General features: G+C 72.2%; 13 protein-coding genes. 6 read left to right on the forward strand and 7 right to left on the reverse strand.

Going from position 1 to position 18,491, the window contains the following annotated elements:
• Positions 1 to 280: 280 nt before the first annotated feature.
• Positions 281 to 1,180: a chorismate mutase gene (locus tag AB0K28_RS06910; protein ID WP_364366094.1), complete on the forward strand. Its 900-nt coding sequence runs from the start codon at positions 281 to 283 to the stop codon at positions 1,178 to 1,180.
• 33 nt (positions 1,181 to 1,213) lie between these two features.
• On the opposite strand, the gene AB0K28_RS06915 is transcribed toward AB0K28_RS06910, so the two are convergent.
• Positions 1,214 to 2,275 carry an SGNH/GDSL hydrolase family protein gene (locus AB0K28_RS06915; RefSeq protein ID WP_364366097.1) on the reverse strand — a complete coding sequence of 354 codons (1,062 nt, stop codon included), beginning with the start codon at positions 2,273 to 2,275 and terminating at the stop codon, positions 1,214 to 1,216.
• An 81-nt stretch (positions 2,276 to 2,356) separates the two neighbouring features.
• Positions 2,357 to 3,709: an amino acid permease gene (locus AB0K28_RS06920; RefSeq protein WP_345401383.1), complete on the reverse strand. Its 1,353-nt coding sequence runs from the start codon at positions 3,707 to 3,709 to the stop codon at positions 2,357 to 2,359.
• A gap of 160 nt (positions 3,710 to 3,869) precedes the next feature.
• On the opposite strand from AB0K28_RS06920, the gene dnaE reads away from it, so the two are divergent.
• Both dnaE and AB0K28_RS06930 read left to right on the forward strand, forming a co-directional pair.
• A complete protein-coding gene (gene dnaE, locus AB0K28_RS06925) occupies positions 3,870 to 7,397 on the forward strand; it encodes a DNA polymerase III subunit alpha (RefSeq protein WP_364366100.1) in 3,528 nt (1,175 codons plus the stop codon).
• A 58-nt stretch (positions 7,398 to 7,455) separates the two neighbouring features.
• A complete protein-coding gene (locus tag AB0K28_RS06930; protein WP_345401386.1) occupies positions 7,456 to 8,838 on the forward strand; it encodes an amidase in 1,383 nt (460 codons plus the stop codon).
• Here AB0K28_RS06930 and AB0K28_RS06935 read toward each other — a convergent pair.
• Entirely contained in the window at positions 8,835 to 9,404 is a 570-nt protein-coding gene (locus AB0K28_RS06935) for a hypothetical protein (RefSeq protein ID WP_364366103.1), read from the reverse strand. The genes AB0K28_RS06930 and AB0K28_RS06935 overlap by 4 nt on opposite strands.
• Positions 9,405 to 9,467: 63 nt before the next feature.
• On the opposite strand from AB0K28_RS06935, the gene murA reads away from it, so the two are divergent.
• Positions 9,468 to 10,778 carry a UDP-N-acetylglucosamine 1-carboxyvinyltransferase gene (gene murA, locus AB0K28_RS06940; protein WP_364366106.1) on the forward strand — a complete coding sequence of 437 codons (1,311 nt, stop codon included), beginning with the start codon at positions 9,468 to 9,470 and terminating at the stop codon, positions 10,776 to 10,778.
• Between the two features lie 52 nt (positions 10,779 to 10,830).
• On the forward strand, positions 10,831 to 13,452 hold the full coding sequence (locus AB0K28_RS06945) for a transglycosylase domain-containing protein (RefSeq protein WP_364366109.1): 2,622 nt from the start codon (positions 10,831 to 10,833) through the stop codon (positions 13,450 to 13,452).
• A gap of 12 nt (positions 13,453 to 13,464) precedes the next feature.
• On the opposite strand, the gene ybaK is transcribed toward AB0K28_RS06945, so the two are convergent.
• Together ybaK and AB0K28_RS06955 are read right to left on the reverse strand one after the other, a co-directional pair.
• Positions 13,465 to 13,920, reverse strand: coding sequence for a Cys-tRNA(Pro) deacylase (gene ybaK / locus AB0K28_RS06950; RefSeq protein ID WP_364366963.1), 456 nt, complete (start codon positions 13,918 to 13,920; stop codon positions 13,465 to 13,467).
• A gap of 59 nt (positions 13,921 to 13,979) precedes the next feature.
• Positions 13,980 to 14,717 (reverse strand): helix-turn-helix transcriptional regulator, encoded by a 738-nt coding sequence (locus tag AB0K28_RS06955; protein WP_364366112.1) that lies wholly within the window; start codon positions 14,715 to 14,717, stop codon positions 13,980 to 13,982.
• A 55-nt stretch (positions 14,718 to 14,772) separates the two neighbouring features.
• On the opposite strand from AB0K28_RS06955, the gene AB0K28_RS06960 reads away from it, so the two are divergent.
• Entirely contained in the window at positions 14,773 to 15,900 is a 1,128-nt protein-coding gene (locus AB0K28_RS06960) for an MFS transporter (protein WP_364366115.1), read from the forward strand.
• On the opposite strand, the gene AB0K28_RS06965 is transcribed toward AB0K28_RS06960, so the two are convergent.
• Both AB0K28_RS06965 and ligD read right to left on the reverse strand, forming a co-directional pair.
• Complete coding sequence (locus AB0K28_RS06965; protein WP_364366118.1) at positions 15,887 to 17,362, reverse strand: trypsin-like peptidase domain-containing protein; 1,476 nt, start codon at positions 17,360 to 17,362, stop codon at positions 15,887 to 15,889. The two genes, AB0K28_RS06960 and AB0K28_RS06965, sit on opposite strands and share 14 nt — an antisense overlap.
• Positions 17,363 to 17,450: 88 nt before the next feature.
• On the reverse strand, positions 17,451 to 18,455 hold the full coding sequence (ligD, locus tag AB0K28_RS06970) for a non-homologous end-joining DNA ligase (RefSeq protein WP_364366121.1): 1,005 nt from the start codon (positions 18,453 to 18,455) through the stop codon (positions 17,451 to 17,453).
• Positions 18,456 to 18,491 lie beyond the last annotated feature (36 nt).

Here is an 18,491-nt window from a genome sequence, read left to right on the forward strand (position 1 = left end):
CTCAAACCCTCCTCTAGGCCAAGAAATACTCCCATAGGCAGGGATCATCGGCGACTCGCTCGAAGGCCAGTCCGTCCTGTGAGAAGTGCCGCCCAGCAGGTGGAGGCAGGGGTGTAAGGTTCAGATATGACTTGTCGTCGCTACGCGTTTACCGAGCCGGCTCCGGGAGAGCCGGTCGTCAGCTAGCGACCACCTGGAGTCGGCACGAGGCAGAGACCGTCGTCTCTGCCTTTTTTCGTTCCCCCGCCGGCTCCAGGGGCCGGCCGAATGAGGAGTCGGGATGTCATCGACTTTGGAGCGGCAGGCGCTCACGCTGGGCGGCCTGCCTGTGGGTGAAGGGCGCCCCGCGATCATCGCCACCCGCGTCAGCCTGCGCGGACGACAAACCCACGAGGCGACCTCGGCACTGCTCCGGGTTTCGCCCGCAGCGGGGCCTGACGGGCGGTCCGCCGGGCTGACTCCGGGGGTCACGCTCGTTGAGCCGGCCACCGCGGCGGACCTGCCGGCGATCGCCGCGCACGCCGATGCGGTCGTCGTGGGGGCGGCGTGGACGCGGGACATCCCCCTTGTCCGGGCGGCGGCCGGCACGGGGCTGCCGGTCGTCGTGGAGCGGCGGCCGGGGGCGTCACTCGAGGAGTGGCTGGGGCTGGCCGACTACTGCGCCGTCGAGGGCGACGGGCGGGTGATCCTGTGCGAGGGCGGGCGGCCCGATCTCGGCCTCGTACGCGCCGCGCGGACCGCGTCAGGGCGTCCCGTGCTCGTGGACGTCACCGGCGACCCGGAGCTCGCCGCCGCCGCCGTCGCCACCGGGGCGGACGGGCTGGTGGCCGGCCCCGAGGGCCGCGCGCTCGCGGAGGAGGCCGTCACCGTCGCCGGCGGGCTGCTGCGCCCCGAGTCGCCCGCCACGCTGCCCGAGTGCCGCGCCGCTATCGACCGGGTGGACGCCGCCCTGGCCACGCTGCTCGAACGCCGGGTGGAGCTGGCGGGCACCGTGCAGCGCATCAAGCCGGTGGGCGGCTTCGCAGGACGCGACATTGACCGCGAACGCGCCCTGGTCGCCAGAATGGCCAGGCGCGCCCCGTCACTCGGCGAACCCGGCCTCGCCCCGATCATGAACGCCGTCATCGAGGCCGGCCTCCACCTCGCGGAGCGCCGCACCGCCCCCCTGACCGCCCCCTGACCGCCCCCCGACCGACACGGTGACCCTGGTAGGTCAGCCGGCGGTGGGCTGGGAGAGCTGGAGGTTGTTCAGCGGGCGGCCGGGGCCGTCGGCGATCTGTTTGATGATCAGCTCGGCGAAGCGGCGGTAGCCGTCGCCCGTCGGGTGGTAGCTGCGGGCGTTGACGCGCAGCTCGCCCACCTCCATGGCGAGCCCGTTCAGGTACGGCGCGGGCTGCCCGACCTCGTGCCCGCTGAACGCCTCGTAGGCGTCGACGTACTCGGCGCTGCCGGGGGCGCCGAACGCGGCGATCGTCCGGTCGAAGTCCTTCACCACGGACCCGACCGTGTCGTTGAGGCGCCGCGTCACGCCGTTGAGCCACCGCTGGTCGGCCGCGCTCAGGTTGTCGACGGTGTCCACCGGGTCCTGGGGGAACGGCCGCGGGTAGCCGAGCACGATCACCCGCGCCTGCGGGGCCCGCACGCGCAGCTCCCTGAGCACCCGCAGCACGCTCGTACGCAGCTCGTCGATGCGCCGGTTGACCGCGGTCTCCTGGTCGACGCAGGCCGACGACCACGGCAGCTTCACGATGCAGCCGGTCAGCACCTTGGTGAACCCGGCGTCGTTGCCGCCGATGCTGAGCGTGACCAGGCTGGCGCCCGGCCCGACCCGGCTGATCTGGGGCGGCTGGCCGTGCTGCCCGGCGAGGAGCTGGCGGGTGGTGGCGCCGCTGCAGGCGTAGAAGGCGGTGCCGCCGCCGAAGCGGTAGGTCTTGGCGACGAGCGGCACGTACGAGCCGGTGGCCCGGTGGCAGCGGTCGGCGCCCTCGTTGACCGGCTCCCTGTCGAGGTCGTAGACCCCCTCGCCGGAGGAGTAGGAGTCGCCCAGCGCCACGTAGGCGCCGCTCTGGGCGGCCTGTAAGGCGGTCAGGCGGGTCACCCGAGGCAGGTCGCCCGCGGGCGAGCCGGGCGGGCAGCCCGCGTCGAGCACCGCGCAGGCGAGCTTCGGATAGACCCCCAGGGGCAGGCAGGCCAGCGCGAGCGCCACGCCGATCGCGACCGCCGCTCCGGCCCTGATGAGCGACCCCCTGGTGCCGCGTTCAGCCTCGTCCAGCACGACCTCCCCGAGCGGCGACTCCTCACGACTGCGCCATCGAGACTACCCAGCCGATCACCGGGCCGGGTATGGCCCGGGCGGTCAGGCCCTGGGCACGGCGTCGCGACGGCGGCGTACCATCCGCCAGCCGAAGGCGATGCCGACGGCGAGCACCGGGATGAGGAAGAAGGCGACGAGCTGGTCCTCGTCGGCGAACGGCATCAGCAGCACCACCAGCGCGAGGAATCCGAGCGTCAGCCAGTTGGTGTAGGGGGAGCCGGGCATCGGGAAGGTGGAGCGGTGGCCGGAGCGGCGCAGGCGGATCTGGCACCACACCAGCACGCCCCACGTGGTGATGACGCCGAGCGAGGCGCAGGCGGTGGCGATGTTGAAGGCCCGCTCGGGCAGGAAGTAGAACAGCGCCACCCCGGCCAGCAGCATCGACGCGGTGAACACGATGCCGCCCATCGGCACGTGGCGGGAGCTGAGCACGCCGGTGAAGCCGGGCGCCTCCTCCTTCATGGCCATCGAGCGCAGGATGCGGCCGGTGGCGTACAGGCCGGAGTTGCAGGACGACAGGGCGGCGGTGATCACGACGAGGTTCATCGCGTCGGCCGCCCAGGGCACGCCGAGGCCGGCGAAGACGGTCACGAAGGGGGAGGTGCCCGCGCTGTAGGCGGTCCACGGCAGGACCATGCAGAGCAGCGCGACCGAGCCGACGTAGAAGATCGCGATGCGCCACACGACGCCGTTGATCGCGCGGGGCATGATCTCGTGCGGCCTGGCCGTCTCGCCGGCGGCGATGCCGACCAGCTCGATCGAGGCGTACGCGAACACGACCGACTGCAGGCTCATCAGCACCAGCGGGAACCCGGTCGGGAAGAAGCCGCCGTGCGCGACCAGGTTGTGCGGCCCCGCGTCGCCCACCGCGAACACCACCAGCACCAGCCCCACGACCAGGAAGGCCGTGATGGCCAGCACCTTGAGCAGCGCGAACCAGAACTCCAGCTCGCCGAACAACCGCACCGACAGCAGGTTGACGGTCATGACGATGCCGAGCGCGATCAGCGCCGTCAGCCACTGTGGCCAGGCGGGCGCCCAGTAGTGGATGTACGCGGCGATCGCCGTCAGCTCGGCGATGCCGGTGAAGGCCCAGTTGATCCAGTACATCCAGCCGCTGGCGAACGCGGCCCATGGGCCGATGAACTCGCCGGCGTACTCGACGAAGGAGCCGGAGACCGGGCGGTAGAGCACCAGCTCGCCGAGGGCCCGCATGACGAAGAAGGCGGCCAGGCCGGCGGCGGCGTAGGAGAGCACGAGGCCGGGCCCTGCGGCGGCCAGGCGGCCGCCCGCGCCCAGGAACAGGCCGACGCCGATCGCCCCGCCGATGGCGATCATCTGGACCTGCCGGTTGCCCAGCGCCTTTCGGTATCCCTCGTCCGTCTCCGTGCGCACCGCGTCACTCCTCGACTACTTAAAGTGACTTCCGAGGGTATCGGGTGCGGCGGGTGCGGGCGGCTCCCGGCACGCCGTTCCCGAGGCCGCAGGACCTGTCGGTGGCGCGGATTAAAGTCGGATCCGCACGTCCGTTCAGCCGACTGGGAGGCGCGGTTTCATGTCGTCCAGTGACTCGTTCGTTCACCTGCACGTCCACACCGAATACTCGATGCTGGACGGAGCGGCGCGGCTCAAGCAGATGTTCGAGCTGGTCGGCGAGCTGGGCATGCCGGCGATCGCCATCACCGACCACGGCAACATGCACGGCGCCTACGACTTCTACAAGCAGGCCACGGCGGCCGGGGTCAAGCCGGTCATCGGCATCGAGGCCTATGTGGCGCCCGAGTCGCGCCACACCAAGCGGCCGGTGCTGTGGGGTGAGCCGCACCAGCGCAAGGACGACGTCTCGGCGGGCGGCCACTACACCCACATGACGATCTGGGCCCGCGACAAGACCGGCCTGCACAACCTCATGCGGCTGTCCTCGCGCTCCTACACCGAGGGCTTCGTGCGCAAGTGGCCCCGCATGGACGCCGAGCTGATCGCCGAGCACGCCGAGGGCCTCATGGCCACCACCGGCTGTCCCTCGGGCGAGGTGCAGACCAGGCTGCGGCTCGGCCAGGACGACGAGGCGCTCAAGGCCGCCGCGAAATATCAGGACATCTTCGGCAAGGACAACTTCTTTCTGGAGATCATGGACCACGGCCTCGACATCGAGCGCCGCGTCCGCGACGGCCTGACCCGCATCAGCCGGCAGCTCGGCATCCCGCCGCTGGTCACCAACGACTCCCACTACACCCACGAGTCCGACGCCGCCTCCCACGACGCGCTGCTCTGCGTCCAGACCGGCAGGCAGCTGTCCGACCCCGACCGCTTCCGCTTCGACGGCACCGGCTATTACCTCAAGAGCGCCGGCGAGATGCGCGCGGTCGACTCCTCCGAGCTGTGGGCGGAGGGCTGCCGCAACACGCTGCTGGTGGCCGAGAAGGTCGATCCGAGCGGGTTCTTCGAGCACAAGAACCTCATGCCGACGTTCCCCGTCCCCGACGGCATGACCGAGAGCGAGTTCTTCCGCAGGACCGTCTGGGAGGGCATGGCCCGCCGCTGGCCCGAGGGCTACGACGAGCAGCACCGCAGGCAGGCCGAGTACGAGATCGGCGTCATCGAGCAGATGGGCTTCCCGAGCTACTTCCTCGTGGTGGCCGACTTCATCATGTGGGCCAAGCGGCAGGGCATCCCGGTCGGGCCCGGGCGCGGCTCGGCGGCGGGGTCGCTGGTGGCGTACGCGATGGGCATCACCGACCTCGACCCGATCCCGCACGGCCTGATCTTCGAGCGGTTCCTCAACCCCGAGCGCGTGTCGATGCCCGACGTCGACATCGACTTCGACGAACGCCGGCGGGGCGACGTCATCCGCTACGTCACCGAGCGGTGGGGCGCCGACAAGGTGGCCATGATCGCCACGTTCGGCACCATCAAGGCCAAGGCCGCCATCAAGGACGCGGGGCGGGTGCTGGGCTACCCCTACGCGCTCGGCGACCGGGTCTCCAAGGCGTTCCCGCCCGCGGTCATGGGCAAGGACATCCCGCTGGCCGGCATCTTCGACCCCGACCACCCGCGCTACGCCGAGGCGGGCGAGCTGCGCCGCATCTACGACGAGGACCCCGACGTCAAGGCCACGATGGACCTCGGCAGGGGCCTTGAGGGCCTGATCAGGCAGACCGGCGTGCACGCGGCCGGCGTGATCATGTCGCGCGAGGTGCTGACCGACCACGTCCCGATCATGCGCCGCGACTCCGACGGCGCGATCATCACGCAGTTCGACTATCCGACGTGTGAGACGCTCGGCCTGCTCAAGATGGACTTCCTGGGCCTGCGCAACCTCACCATCATGGACGACTGCCTCAAGCTGATCGAGTCCACGACGGGCGAGAAGGTCGACCTGACGGCGCTGCCGCTCGACGACCGCAAGACCTACGAGCTGCTGGCCAAGGGCGACACGCTGGGCGTCTTCCAGCTCGACGGCGGCGGCATGCGCTCGCTGCTGCGCCTCATGCGTCCCGACACCTTCGAGGACATCTCCGCCGCGCTCGCCCTCTACCGCCCCGGCCCGATGGGCGCCAACTCCCACACCAACTACGCGCTGCGCAAGAACGGCCAGCAGGAGATCACGCCCATCCACCCCGAGCTGGAGAAGCCGCTCGAGGACATCCTCGACACGACCTACGGCCTGATCATCTACCAGGAGCAGGTCATGGCCATCGCCCAGCGGGTGGCCGGCTACTCCCTGGGCGCCGCCGACCTGCTGCGCCGCGCGATGGGCAAGAAGAAGAAGGCGGAGCTCGACCAGCAGTACGCCTCCTTCGAGCAGGGCATGAAGGACAACGGCTTCTCCGGCGGGGCCGTCAAGGCGCTGTGGGACATCCTGCTGCCGTTCTCCGACTACGCCTTCAACAAGGCCCACACGGCCGCCTACGGCCTCATCGCCTACTGGACGGCCTACCTCAAGGCCAACCACCCGGCGGCCTACATGGCGGCGCTGCTGACCTCGGTCAAGGACGACAAGGACAAGTCGGCCCTCTATCTCCACGAGTGCCGCCGCATGGGCATCAAGGTCCTGCCGCCCGACGTCAACGACTCCGACTTCGACTTCACGCCGCGCGGCACCGACATCCGCTTCGGCCTGTCGGCCGTCCGCAACGTCGGCGCGAACGTGGTCGACGGCATCATCGCCGCGCGCAGGAGCAAGGGCCGCTTCACCGGCTTCTCCGACTTCCTGCGCAAGGTGCCCGCCGTGGTGTGCAACAAGCGGGTGATCGAGTCGCTGGTCAAGGCGGGCGCGTTCGACTCGCTCGGGCATCGGCGCAAGGGCCTGGTCATGGTGCACGAGCAGGCCGTCGACGCGATCATCGACATCAAGAAGAACGAGGCCATCGGCCAGGACTCGCTGTTCGGGGTGCTCGACGGGGGCGAGGATCAGACGTTCGACGTGCAGATCCCGCCGGGGGAGTGGGACAAGACCACGCTGCTGCAGTTCGAGCGGGAGATGCTCGGCCTCTACGTCTCCGACCATCCGCTGTTCGGCGTCGAGCACGTCCTGGCGGCGGGGGCCGACTGCTCGATCGCGGCCGTGCAGGACGACAGCCGCCCCGACGGGCAGGTGGTGACGGTGGGCGGCATCCTCAGCGGGGTGCAGCGCAAGATCACCAAGAAGGGCGACACCTGGGTGCTGACCCAGCTGGAGGACCTCGCGGGCTCGATCGAGGTGATGATCTTCCCGTCGGCCTACCAGCTGTGCTCGACGATCCTGGCCGAGGACGCGATCGTGTTCGTCAAGGGCCGCATCGACAAGCGGGAGGACGTCGCCAAGATCATCGCCATGGAGGTGACCGCGCCCGACCTCACCCAGGAGGCGGGCGGTCCCGTGCTGGTCAGCCTGCCGCTGACGCGCTGCACGCCGCCCGTCGTAGGCCGGCTGAAGGAGATACTCACCACCCACCCCGGCACGTCCGAGGTGCACCTCCAGGTGCGCAACGGGCCCAGGACGACGGTGCTGCGGGTGGACGACCGGCTGCGGGTCACGCCGTCGCCGGCGCTCATGGGCGAGCTCAAACAGCTCCTCGGCCCGGCCTGCCTCAACGCGTGAGCGGCCTTCGGCAACCCTCGCCGTCGCCCGCCCGCCACGCGTGGGGGAGGATCACCACGTGAGCGAACTGCACTACCTGACCGCGACCGAGCTGGCCCGACTGATCAAGACCAGGCAGGTGAGCGCCGTGGAGGTCCTGCGCGCCCATCTCGACCGCATCGACAAGGTCAACCCCGCCGTCAACGCCGTCGTCACCCTCGCCGCCGGCCACGCGCTCGAAGCCGCCGAGGCGGCCGACCGGGCACTCGCGGCCGGCGAGCCGACCGGGCCGCTGCACGGGGTGCCGGTCGCGCACAAGGACCTGCACGACACCGCCGGCATCCGCACGACGTACGGCTCGCCGCTGTTCGCCGAGCACGTGCCCGAGCAGGACGACCTGATGGTGCGCCGGCTGCGCGCGGCCGGCGCGATCACCGTGGGCAAGACCAACACCCCCGAGTTCGGCACCGGCTCCCACACGGTCAACGAGGTGTTCGGCGCCACCAGGAACCCCTACGACCTGTCGAAGTCGGCCGGAGGCAGCAGCGGGGGAGCGGCGGTCGCGCTGGCCACCGGCATGGTCGCGCTGGCCGACGGCTCCGACATGGGCGGCTCCCTGCGCAACCCGGCCTCGTTCTGCAACGTCGTCGGGTTGCGGCCGACGCCGGGGCGCGTGCCCGCGCCGTCCGACACGGCCGCCTGGTACACGCTGTCGGTGCCGGGGCCGATGGCGCGCACGGTCGAGGACGTCACGCTCATGCTCGGGGCCGTCGCCGGGTTCGACCGGCGCTCGCCGTACGCGATCAAGGAGGTGTTCGCGCCCGAGCCGGAGCAGGGCGTGGCCGGGCTGCGGGTGGCGTGGAGCCCCGACCTGGGCGGGCTGCCGGTCGATCCGCGCACGGCGGCGGTCACCGCGACGGCGCCCGCCGTGTTCGAGGGGCTCGGCGCCCGCGTCGAGCAGGTCGAGCTCGACCTGGAGGGCGCCGACGACGCGTTCAGGACCTACCGCGCCTGGTTCTACCTGCTGGCCCACGGCGACAAGAGCGGCCTCGGCCCCAACACCGCCTGGAACGTCGAGCAGGGCCGCAAGGTCACCGGCGCCGACCTGGCCGGGGCCGAGATCGCGCGCAGCCGCCTCTACCAGCGCATGGCCGCCTTCTTCGACACCTACGACGTGCTGATCGCGCCGGTCAGCCAGGTGCCGCCGTTCCCCGTCGAGCATCCGCACGTCAGCGAGATCAACGGTCACAAGCTGCCCGACTACCTGTCGTGGATGCGCTCGGCGTACTGGGTCAGCGTGCTGCACGCGCCGGCCGCGTCGGTGCCCGCCGGGTTCACCCCCGAGGGGCTGCCGGTGGGCGTGCAGATCATCGGGCGGCCGTTCGAGGACGCCAGGGTGCTGCGGGTGGCGCGGGCGTTCGAGCTCGCCACGGGCCACGGCAGGCGGCGGCCCGCGCTCTAGCGCCAGACGCCGGTGTGCGGGCCGCCCGGCTCGATCCCGCCGGGCTCGATCCCGTACGGCTGCCGCAGCGGCGACTCGCGGTAGCCGTGCATGCCTTCGAGCAGCGCGAAGAACCCCACGGCGAGCAGCGGCCAGCACACCAGCACGCCCTTGGCGGTCAGCTCCAGCGCGCCGGGGACGATCGACACCCCGGGCGCGGCGTTCGCCGCCACGGCGGCCTCCACCGTGACCGCCCCGATCGTGACGGAGGACCCGATCCAGAGCGTCAGGAACGCCGCCAGCACCCCGCCCGCGCAGAGCCCGAGCAGCACCGGCAGCATCCACCGCCGCGCGATGAACCAGGCGACGCCGCCGCACACCAGCCCGAGCCCGCCGGTGATCACCGCGAACCAGCCGTCGGCCGCGATCAGCGCCTGCGTGGTGGGGTCGGCGAGCACCGGCTCGCCCTGCCCGGCGACCTGGTAGGGGGCCCGGGGCGTCAGCCCTGACCAGAGCAGGCCGGCGGCGGCTCCGAGAGTGGCGAGAGTGAGGACAGTTACCGCGAATGCGCGTACTTCCCTCGCCACGCGACTCCCCCTCACATGTACGTCCGAATCAGCTTGATGGTATCTCCCGGTTAGGCTCACTTCGTGATTGCAGAAGAGGTCTGGCAGATAGAACCCTCCGGCCCGCTCCGGGGTGACGTCGAAGTACGCGGTTCCAAGAACGGCGTGTCCAAGCACATGGTCGCCGCCATGCTCGGCGACGGCGAGAGCAGCATCCACAACGCCCCCGAGGTCGGCGAGGTCGAGATCACCGCCGCCATGCTGCGCGCCCTGGGCATCGACGTCGAGATCTCCCGTACGGAGATCAGGATCGAGCGGGGCGCGGCGATCGAGCCCCGGGTGCCCGACGCGTTCACCGGCCTGAACCGCATCCCCATCCTCATGCTCGGCCCCCTGCTGCACCTGGCGGGTGAGGCATTTGTGCCGCTGGTCGGCGGCGACCCCATCGGGCGGCGGCCGGTCAACTTCCACGTGGACGCGCTGCGCGCCATGGGCGCCGAAGTGGAGGTGCAGGACGCCGGCATCTACGCCAAGGCGGGCCGGCTGCACGGCACCCGCATCGAGCTGCCGTACCCGAGCGTGGGCGCCACCGAGACCGTGCTGATGTCGGCGGTGCTGGCCGACGGCAAGACCGTGCTGAAGAACGCCGCCACCGAGCCGGAGGTGGTGGAGCTGGCGCTGTTCCTGCAGCGGATGGGGGCGCGGATCGAGCTGTCGCCCGACCGCAGGATCGTCATCGAGGGCGTCGAACGCCTGCGCGGCGCCTCCACCTGGCTGACCGGCGACCGCATCGAGGCGTTCTCCTACCTCGCGGCGGGGCTGATCACCCAGGGCGAGGTACGCGTGCACGGCTGCCCCCAGGATCGCCTGGTCACCGCCATCACCACGCTGGCCAGGATGGGCGCCAGGTTCGACATCAACGACGAGTACCTGTGCGCCACCGCGCCGCCCGAGGGCCTGCGCTCGGCGGCCGTGCAGACCGACACCCACCCCGGCTTCATGACCGACTGGCAGACGCCGCTCATGGTGCTGTTCACCCAGAGCCAGGGCATGTCCGTGCTGCACGAGACGGTCTTCGAGAACCGCCTGGTGTACGTGCCCGCGCTGCAGAAGATGGGCTGCGAGATCGAGGTGTTCGACCAGTGCCTCGGCGGCCCGGCCTGCCGCTACCACGACACCAACGCCCGCCACTCGGCGGTCGTGCGCGGCGTGTCCAAGCTCAGGGGCGCCGACGTGACGCTGCCCGACATCAGGGCCGGCTTCTCGGCCGTGCTGGCCGCCGCCGTCGCCGACGGGCCCTCCACGCTGCGCGGCGTGCACCACATCGAACGCGGCTACCACCGGCCGTTCGAGCAGTTCAGGTCCCTCGGTCTGAACATCCGCAGGCAACGGTAAAGAGCTCGCAGCCGGGCGTTTGCCGCTGATCGGGACGTCGTACACATCTGACGTGAGCGTACTCAGATCCATCGGGGCTCTCGGCCTGGCGGGGGCGCTGGGCGGGCTGCTGGCGGCCGCGCTGGCCGTCCCGGTGGTGAGCGGGGGCGGCCTCGCCGCGAAGAACGCCGTCAACACCTTCGTGGACCTGCCGCCCGCCCCGCGCGAGGAGCAGCTCGCCCAGGTGACCAGGCTGCTCGACAGGAACGGCCGGCCGTTCGCGCAGTTCTACGAGGCCAACAGGACGACCGTGCGGCTCGGCTCGGTCGCGCCCGTGATGCGCCAGGCCATCGTGGCGATCGAGGACGCCCGCTTCTACGAGCACGGCGGCCTCGACGTCAGGGGCACGCTGCGGGCGCTGCTCACCAACACCCAGGCGGGCGGCATCCGGCAGGGCGGCTCGTCCCTGACCCAGCAGCTCGTCAAGAACATCCTGGTGGAGAGCGCGCGCACCGACGCCGAGCGCGACAAGGCCCGCGCGCCCAACCTGGCCCGCAAGATCAACGAGCTGCGGCTGGCGCTCGCGCTGGAGCGCAAGTACCGCAAGGACGAGATCCTGGAGCGCTATCTCAACATCGCCTACTTCGGGGCGGGCGCCCACGGCGTGCAGGCGGCGGCCAGGCGCTTCTTCTCCACCTCCGCCGCCCGGCTCACGCTCACCCAGGCGGCCACGCTGGCGGGGGCGGTGCGCATGCCGTACTCGACCGATCCCTCGCTCGGGAGCGCGCACCGCGAGCGGCTCAAGGGGCGGCGCGACCTCGTGCTCGACCGCATGGCGGGGCTCAAGCTGATCAGCCAGCAGGAGGCGGCGCAGGCCAAGAGCTCGCCGCTCGGGCTGCGGCTGCGGCCCGAGCCAGGCGGCTGCGCCCAGTCCGAGTACCCCTTCTACTGCCTGTACGTCCAGCAGGAGCTGCTCACCAACCCCGTCTTCGGCAACACCGCCGCCGAGCGACGCCGCCGCATGGCCAAGGGCGGCATGGTGATCAGGACCAGCCTCGACCCCGTCGCCCAGCGCGCCGCCGAGCAGGCCATCCGCCGGCACGTCGCGCCCGAGGACACCGAGGTGGCCGCCGAGGCCATGGTCGAGCCGGGGACCGGCCGCATCAGGGCGATGGCCGCGAGCAAGCGCTTCGGCCGCAACCCGGGCGACCGCAAGAACGGCCCCAGGACCACCTTCAACCTGCCGGCCGACGTCGCCCACGGGGGCGGGCAGGGCTTCCAGGCGGGCTCGACGTTCAAGGTGTTCACCCTGGCCACCGCCCTGCAGCAGGGCTGGCGCTTCGGCGACGGCTTCCAGACGCCCGGCGCCCTGTCGCCGTCGCAGGGCTACCGGAACTGTGACGGCCGCTCCGTCAACGACCCCGGCACGCGCATCACCAACGCCAGCGGCGAGGGCGACGGCGGGCCGCACAGCATCGAGACCGGCACCTGGAAGTCGGTCAACATCTTCTACATGATGCTGGAGCGCAAGGTCGGGCTCTGCAACGTCGTCAAGACCGCGAAGAAGCTCGGCGTCGTCAGGGCCGACGGGGCGCCGCTGCGGGAGGTGCCGACGTTCACGCTCGGCATCAACGAGATGGACCCGGTGACGGTGGCGGCCTCGTTCGCGGCCTTCGCGGCGCGCGGGCTCTACTGCCGGCCGCTCGCCATCGTGGAGATCACCGGCAGGGACGGGCGGCGTACGCACGTGCCGCCCTCGTGCGAGCAGGCCATCGAGCAGCGCGTCGCCGACGCCGTCAACCATGTGCTGACCGGCGTCTTCGACAAGGGCACCATGCAGGGGCAGAGCATCGGGCGGCCGGCCGCGGGCAAGACCGGCACCAACAACGGCTACACCTCCGCGTGGTTCGCCGGGCACACGCCCGACCTGGCGGCGGCGGTCAGCGTGGGGGACATCAGGGGGTCGTACAAGTTCCCGCTGCGGGGCGTGCAGATCGGTGACCGGCACTATGGGGCGGTGCAGGGGGCGTCGCTGCCGGGGCCGATCTGGGTGGAGTCGATGCGGCGGGCATTGCGCCGTACGGAGCCGCGCGGCTTCCCCAAACCCGACATGTCCCGCTTCGGCGGCGGCCACACGCCGGGCCTGGAGCAGGCCCTGGCCGACGAGGAACGCAGGGATCGCCGCACCCACCCGTTCCTGCGCCGCCACCGCCGCCTGTTCGAGTGGCTGATGGGCCAGGACGAAGTGATCTCCCCAAGGCAGGGCCGCACGGAGCTCACCTTCGACTGGCCCCCACGCGACCGCCACCGCCCGGCCACCCACACCCCGCCAGAGGTCTCTCCGGGAAGGGCACCGGCTCCGGAACGGCCGCAGGCCCCTGAGAGGGCGCAGGACCCGGCTCCCGCACGCCCGCCGGCCCGCTCCCAGCCGGCCCGCCCCCAGCCGGCCCGCCCCCAGCCGGCTGGGAGGGCGCAGGCTCCCGCGCGCCCGCCGGCTCGTCAGCCCGCCCGTCCCCAGCCGGCCCGGCAGGACGGCTCCGCCGGTCGCATTCAACCGCGGGGGTCGGGGGAGGGCTCAAATCGTTCTCAGCCGTCTGGACGGTCACGCCCCGACGGTCAGGACGGCGCTCATCATCCAGGGCGTGATCGTCCCGGAGGGAACGGCGGGCCGCCGCACGCTCATCGGCCCGGGTGACGTGCTCTCACCCTAGGCGGGTTTGCCGATGGGGGCCATCACGGCGCGGGTGAGGGTGATGAGGTTGGCGGGGGCGGTCTCGATCTGGAGGCCGCGTTTGCCGGCGGAGAAGTAGATCGTCTCGAAGTCGAGGGCTGAGGAGTCGACCACCGTGGGGAGCTGTTTGCGCTGGCCCAGCGGGCTGATGCCGCCGACGACGTAACCCGTGACGCGCTCGACCTTGGCGGCCTCGGCCATCGCGGCCCGCTTGCCGCCGAGCGCGCCGGCCAGCGCCTTGAGGTCGAGCTTGCCCGCGACGGGCACGACGGCCACGGCCAGCCCGCCCTCGACCTCGGCGACCAGCGTCTTGAAGATCCGCTCGTAGGGGACGCCGAGCGCGTCGGCGGCCTCCTCGCCGTAGGCCTGGGCGTCGGGGTCGTGGTCGTAGGGGTGGAGCGTGAACTCGGCCTTGGCCCTGGTCAGCGCCATGGTGGCCGGAGTGCCGCCCTTACCTTTGGGTTTGCTCACGACACCCCAGTGTAGCGAATCTACAATGTAAAGGCCCGGCCGGGGGTGTACCCGAACGCCTTCCTGAACACGTCGATGAACGCGCTCGCCGACCCCCACCCGCACCGGTGCGCGACCGCCGTCACCGGCACCCCGTCGGCCAGCAGCAGGAGCGCGTGGTGCAGCCGGAGCTGGGTGCGCCACTGGGGAAAGCTCATGCCGAGCTCGGCCCGGCACAGGCGGGCGAGCGTGCGCTCGCTGGTGCCGGCGCGGGCGGCGAGCCTGGCGAGGGTGCTGGTGTCGGCGGGGTCGCGGTGCAGGGCGGCGCAGACGGCGGCCAGCCGGGGGTCGCGCGCGGTGGGCAGGTGCAGGGGCTGCTCGGGGGCGCGCCGGAGCTGGTCGAGGAGGACGGCGAGGAGCCGGTCGCGCTCGGGCTCGGGCGAGGGAGGCTCGCCGGTGTAGGCGATGATCAGCTCGCGGAGGAGGGGCCCGACGGCGAGCACGGCGGGCCTGGCCAGGCGCAGCGGGTTGCCGGTGAGGCCGACGAGGCGCAGGTCGGTGTCGCCGTGGGCGCGGTGCTCGTGCACGGTTCCCGCGGGCACCCAGATGGCCCGGTTGGCGGGGGCGACCCAGGTGCCGGCGTCGGTGGTGACGGACAGGACGCCGCGGCAGGCGTACACGATCTGGTGGGTGTCATGCCGGTGGGCGTCGATGCCGCCGCCCGAGGTCAGGGGACGGCGTCCGGTAGGGGCCTCGGGCAGGTGGCGGATTTCCGACATGATTTGGCATTTTATCGGAAGCGTGCCAGCGGCGTCCGCAGGAATCATCGAGGACGTGAAGCGGATTCCCATGCTCGCCGCCGGCCATGGCTGCGTGGACTTCTACCAGGGCGCGGTCCCGGCGCTCGTGCCGTTCCTGGTGGCCGGGCGCGGTTACGGGTACGTCGCGGTGTCCGGCATCGTGCTGGCCGCCACGCTGCTGTCGTCGATCGTGCAGCCGCTGTTCGGGGTGATGACGGACCGGTGGCGGATGCCGTGGCTGATCCCCGTGAGCATGGTCGTGTCGGGGGTGGGGGTGGCGGCGGGCGGTTTGTCCGACTCGTACGCGCTGACCTGGCTGGCCGTGGCACTGTCCGGACTCGGCGTGGCCGCGTACCACCCGGAGGCGGCCCGCCTGGCGCGGATCGCGAGCGAGGGCGGCCACGTGCGGATGAGCTGGTTCTCCCTCGGCGGGACGCTGGGCTTCGCCTCGGCGCCGGTGCTGGTGACGCCGCTGCTGGCGGCGGGCGGCCTGGGCGCCTCGCCGTTCCTGGTGGTGCCGGCCGTGCTGGGCGCGCTGGTGACGTTGCCCGCGGTGCGTTCGCTGTCGGGCGGCGCGCGGACGCCGGGAGCGGCGGCGGCGGTGCGGGGGCGCGACGACTGGCCGGCGTTCGCCAGGCTGACGCTGGTGATCGTCTTCCGCTCGGTGGTGTACGTGGGGCTGAGCGCGTTCGTGGCCCTGCTGATGGGCGGGGGAGCGGCGGGGGCGGTGGCGCTGTTCGTGCTGTTCGCGGGCGGCGCGGTGGGCACGGTGCTGGGCGGCAGGCTGGCGGCGCGGTGGGGGCGGGTGCGGACGATGCGGCTGGCGTACGCGCTGGCCGTGCCGGCGGTCGCGGGCGCGGTGCTGGTGCCCGGCCCGGCCGCGTACGTCTTCGTGGCGGCCTCCTCGATCGCCCTGTACGCCCCGTTCTCCCTGCACGTCACGCTGGGCCAGGACCTGCTGCCGAGCCGGGTGGGCACGGCGGGCGGGGTGACGCTGGGCCTGGCGGTGAGCGTGGGCGGGCTGGCGAGCCCGCTGGTGGGCGCGATGGCGGAGGCGTCGTCGCTGCGGACGGCGCTGGCCTGCCTGATCGTCTTCCCGGTGCTGGCCTGGCTGCTGGCCCGCACGCTGAAGGAGCCCGTCGCCGAGGTCAGCCGTGGGTGAACAGCCGCAGCACGTCGGTGTTGTCGCGCTGCGTCGGGTCGAGCCTGGTCGAGGTGACGCGGGCGGCGAGCGCGAGGCGGTGCGGCGCGTCGGCGGCGACGTGCACGCGTGCCTTGATCCTGACCGGCCGCCCGGGACGGACGGCCGGGATGAGGCAGGTGGCCTGGCGGCGGGTGGGCGCGCAGGCGACGCCGTGCACGGCGGCCAGCGCGGCGCCGCGCGGCGCGGCGATCGTGACGGGCACCCGCATGGCGGCCATGAGCCCGCGCATGGTGACGGTGGCGGTGACGGTCGTGGTGCGGCCGCGCCTGACGGGCCTCCCGGGCCTGGCGGGGCGGCCCAGCCTGACCGACAGCGCGTCGTAGACGCCCTTGGGGTCGGCCTTGCCGACGATGGCGCCGTAGCCTTCGAGGTTGAGCGCGGTGGCGACGGAGTTGCCGTCGGCCTCGCCGTCTTCCTTGCCGGCCGAGAGCACGCCGACGAGGTCGCCGGTGTTCTTGAGGAACCAGGGGCCGCCGGAGTGGCCCTTGTGGAGGTGGCAGTTGTGCGTCTCCATGCGTCCGCTTCCTGCGGCCCGGCCGGTGGTGTTGGCGGCGAGCATGGTCTCCGTCCGGGCGACGCCGGCGGACTGCCGGGTCCTGCCGAGGCACCAGAGCTGGTCGCGCCCGTCGTACGGCTCCCTGCCGAGCAGCCCGGGATAACCGGTGGTGGCGATGGTGTGCCTGCCGCCCTGGTTGAGCATGGGGGTGAAGGCGCCGACGGCGTCCTGGAGGGTGCGCTCGCGCCTGCCGACCTCGATGAGGGCGATGTCGTAGCTGGAGTTCCAGTCGCCGCCGTGCAGGCCGGTGTAACCGTCGGGTTTCCAGGCACGCCGGCCGCCCCACCGCCCGTACGGCTCGCGCCCCCGCAGGCCGGCGGCGCGCCCGTCGTAGGCGGGGATGAACAGGAAGTTGCGGTGCCACTGCCCGGTGGCGGTGCCTTCCGCGACGCTGTAGACGCAGTGGGCGGCGGTGGCGATGAGGAGCTCGCTGGCGGAGCGTACGACGGAGGCGGTGCAGGAGTCGGGCTGCCCTCCCGCGTTGACGAAGAAGAGCCGGCCGCTGATGCGGCTGTAGGGGACGGCGGTGTACGGCCTGCGGACGCGGGCGTAGCCGTTGACGTCGCCGCCGGGGGTGAGGCGCTTGGCGGCCGGGACGCTGAGGGGCGCGGCGGTGCGCGCGGCTCCCTTGGGGCTCTTCGGCAGGTCGGCGGCTCTGGCCTCGGCCTGTTTGGCGGCGGTCCAGTATTTGACGGCCTGTCGTGGACGCATGAGCGGCGAGGACGCGGCGCCCCAGACGGGCGGCGGGGCCTGGTGTTCGGTTTTCGCGGAGAAGAGGGGCGGCTGGTCGGCCGTGGCGGGCGGGGCGGCGAGCCCGGTGAATCCGGTGAGCCCGGCCAGCGTGGTGACGAAAGTTCTGCGCACTATGTCCCCCGAACCATTCGACATACCTTTTGGTCACTCTAAGTCACCATAAGGGGACGATGTGTGGCCAGGGGTGGCGTGTCGGGCATCAGCCCGCGGCGGCGTCGCCCTGGTGGGGGAGCAGTCCGGAGGTGCGGGCCTCGGCCGGCTCGCGGTCTGGGCGCAGCCCGCGCCACGAGGGGTGGCGCAGCCGGCCGTCACCGGTGACCTCGGCGTACTGGACCTCGCCGACCAGCTCCGGGCGTACCCAGTGGGCGTCGCGGGCGTGCTCGCGCGGCACCTCGTCGCCGAACGGGGGGCCGGGCAGCTCCAGCGGGGCCAGCCGGTCGCGCAGGTCGCGCAGCACCTGCTCGGTGAAGCCGGTGCCGACGTGGCCGACGAACCGCAGCCGGCCCGCGTCGTCGTACGCGCCGAGCAGCAGCGACCCGATCGTGCCCGAGCGCCGCCCGCTGCCCGGCTTCCACCCGCCGATGACCACCTCGGCGGTGCTGACGTTCTTGACCTTCGTCCATTCGCCGCTGCGCCGCCCCGGCCGGTACGGCGAGGCGAGCCGCTTGCACACGACCCCTTCGAGCCCGAGCTGCTGCGAGGACTCGAAGGCGCGCTGGGCGTGGTCGGGGAACCAGACGGGCACCTGCCACCGGTAGCCGGGCGTGAGCGTGCTCTCCAGCAGCTCGCGCCGCTCGGTGTAGGGCCGCGCGACGGTGGCGGCGTCGTCGAGGTGCAGGATGTCGAAGGCCATGTACGTCACCGGCACCGCCCTGGTCAGCGCGGCCACGGCGGCCGGGTTGCGCTGGTGCATGCGGGGCTGCAGGGCCTCGAAGCTGGGCCGCCCCGCGTCGTCGAAGGCGACGATCTCCCCGTCGATGACCGCGTCGTGGCCGCCGGTGGCGCCGGCCATGAGCTGGAGCTCGGGGTAGGCGGGGGTGATGTCCTTGGCGTTGCGCGACATCAGGCGGACGGCGCCGTCCTCGACGTAGGCGAGGGCGCGCACGCCGTCCCATTTCATCTCCACGGCCCAGCCGGGGCCCTGGACGGAGGTCAGGGTGCCGGCCTGGGCCAGCATGGGCGTGTAGACCAGCAGCCGGACCATGGTGCATGCCGTACCCCGCCCGCTTGATCGACAGTG

It is taken from the genome of Nonomuraea sp. NPDC049504, from assembly GCF_040676845.1.
GTDB lineage: Bacteria > Actinomycetota > Actinomycetes > Streptosporangiales > Streptosporangiaceae > Nonomuraea > Nonomuraea salmonea.